Origin of the sequence: Methylobacterium sp. Leaf361 (assembly GCF_001424445.1) — a bacterium.
Lineage (GTDB): Bacteria > Pseudomonadota > Alphaproteobacteria > Rhizobiales > Beijerinckiaceae > Methylobacterium.
The window spans coordinates 2598-4767 of sequence record NZ_LMPY01000086.1 but is presented as its reverse complement, the minus strand read 5'-3'; the positions used below and the strand labels follow the sequence as shown (position 1 = coordinate 4767).

Annotated in this window: 1 protein-coding gene and 2 pseudogenes; 1 reads left to right on the top strand and 2 read right to left on the bottom strand. The window is 59.9% G+C overall.

The genetic code is table 11. The features are described 5' to 3' along the window. Positions 1 to 161: 161 nt before the first annotated feature. Positions 162 to 1065, top strand: a pseudogene (locus tag ASG32_RS35860) (IS481 family transposase). Between the two features lie 183 nt (positions 1066 to 1248). Here ASG32_RS35860 and ASG32_RS35855 read toward each other — a convergent pair. After that, positions 1249 to 1917, bottom strand: a complete 669-nt coding sequence (locus ASG32_RS35855; protein WP_348271907.1) for a hypothetical protein — start codon at positions 1915 to 1917, stop codon at positions 1249 to 1251. 54 nt (positions 1918 to 1971) lie between these two features. Beyond that, positions 1972 to 2170: pseudogene (locus ASG32_RS35525) on the bottom strand (IS256 family transposase); the annotation flags it as partial.

Sequence of the window (2170 nt, the reverse complement as noted above, 5' to 3'; positions counted from 1 at the left end):
GATCGCGTCAGGGATGCGGGGTGCTTTGCGTCGTGCCATCGGGAACCTCCTTCGGGTCCACTATGGCCGCCCCCACACGAAATTCCTGACAGTCCCGCCTCTAGATGTTTGATCCCAAGGTTTGATGGTGCAGTTTTCTCACGCGAGTGAAAGGATGCGCTATGGGCCAGGTTCAGCACGGGAGTGCCACGACGACAGCGGCAGTCCATCGAGCGATACAGCATAGTCAAGCGAGCCTGAGGGCGCTGGCGGCCCGTTACGGTGTCGACCCAAAGACCGTTGCGAAGTGGAAGAAGCGGTCCTCGGTGGCTGACCGGAAGACGGGCCCCACAGAACCCCGATCCACGGTGCTGTCGGCCGAGAACGAGGCGGTGATCGTCGCCTTCCGCCGGCATACCCTTTTGTCACTCGACGACTGCCTCTACACCCTCCAGCCGACGATCCCGCACCTCACGCGCTCAAGCCTGCACCGTTGCCTGCAGCGCCATGGCATCTCGCGGCTGCCCGAGGTGGGGAGCGACAAGCCGCTCCGTGCAAAGTTCAAGCGGTACCCGATCGGCTACTTCCACATCGATATCGCTGAGGTGCACACCGAAGAAGGCCGGCTTTACCTGCTCGTGGCGATCGATCGGACCTCCAAGTTCGCCTCCGCCGAGTTGCACGAGAAGATCACGCGCCGGGTCGCCGGCAATTTCCTGCGGGCCCTTGCTGCCGCCGTTCCCTACAAGATCCACACCGTGCTCACCGATAACGGCACGCATTATCACCGAGCCATCCGGCAACACGTGGACGCCGGAGGAGATCAGAGCGATGCGCGCCGAGAAGGTGCTGTTCCGCTGCCACTCCTTCGAGGGTGCCTGCGCCGACCTCGACATCGAGCACCGTCTCACGAAGCCGCGCCATCCCTGGACGAACGGTCAAGTTGAGCGGATGAACCGCACGATTAAGGACGCCACGACGCTACGCGGCCTCGCGCCCTACGAAGCTATCTGCAAAGCCTGGGCGGATGAGCCCTCTAGGTTCACTCAGAACCCGCACTACCAAATCCTGGGACTGAACATCTAATTGCGCGGTACTGTGACAGTTCAGACGCGAACATGCCGGCGCATCGAGGAGCGCCAGCCGACTTACCGGAACCGCTGCGTAGGCCCAAGTGTATACTGGATTTAAATATTCCCAAAAAGAACACCAAATTAAGTATCTCCGGCGCCTCTGCGCGGCGCTTGTGGTTGCCTGATCAAATTTTTCTCAGATCACGGCACGTCCAAGCTCGTATCTATCGCCCGCTCGACGGACAATAACAGTTTGCGTCGATTTATAATCAAGAGATGACTGGAATTTGTATATAAATCCACATCTGCCTTTGCCGATATTTTGCTCAATAAGATCTCCTCTAAGTTTGTTCGCATCTGTGCGACCAACAACTGTATCATCGACGAAGATATGAATCTCCGCCGGCGCTTGTGACGAGCGGAGTGGCAACGCCCAGCCACGGACGTATGTGTGCGTAATCGCGTCGACGTAACCTTGTAGTGGTCCGCCGGTCGGCTTTGAACTCGGCCCAGACAGAAGCTTCATCGGCGCGACGGTGGAATTGGGGCGCGGGGCCGCCGCCACGGGATTCTTGATGTAGCCGACACGCCCTTCCGAAAAGCCGACATTCAGGAAATGCAGCAACGGGTTATATCCTATTGCCGCGACGTCAGGATTTGCGGCGAGATAGCCTCTTGTGCTGAATCCCGCGCTCGGATCACGGCCCTCTTTCCAGCCGGCGAGGAGGTAGTGACTCAACGGGTCCAGACCAGCTGCGCGCACATCTGGATACCAGAAGAGATAATAGATCGGATCGAAGCCGGGAAGCGGGCCGTGGACGAGCGGCGGGCGCTTGTCGAAGAATTTGGGCAGGCGCAGCTTCATGGGATATCCGAGGTCAGGAAACGAGCTATGCAGGATTTTTGGTGACGGCGACGGTTAGGCGGCGCGGTGATCTGGGCTCGCGGCGGCCTCGGCCCCGTCGCGGAAGATGACGCCGGCCACGACCTTCGGCAACTGGTTTTCGCCCTTCAGCCGGCGCCAGGTTTTCGACGCCGCCATCACCAGCTTGAACACCATCAGCTTGGCGGTCGTGGCCGAGAGCGCCCCTTTGGTCCGCACGGTCCGATGCCGCACT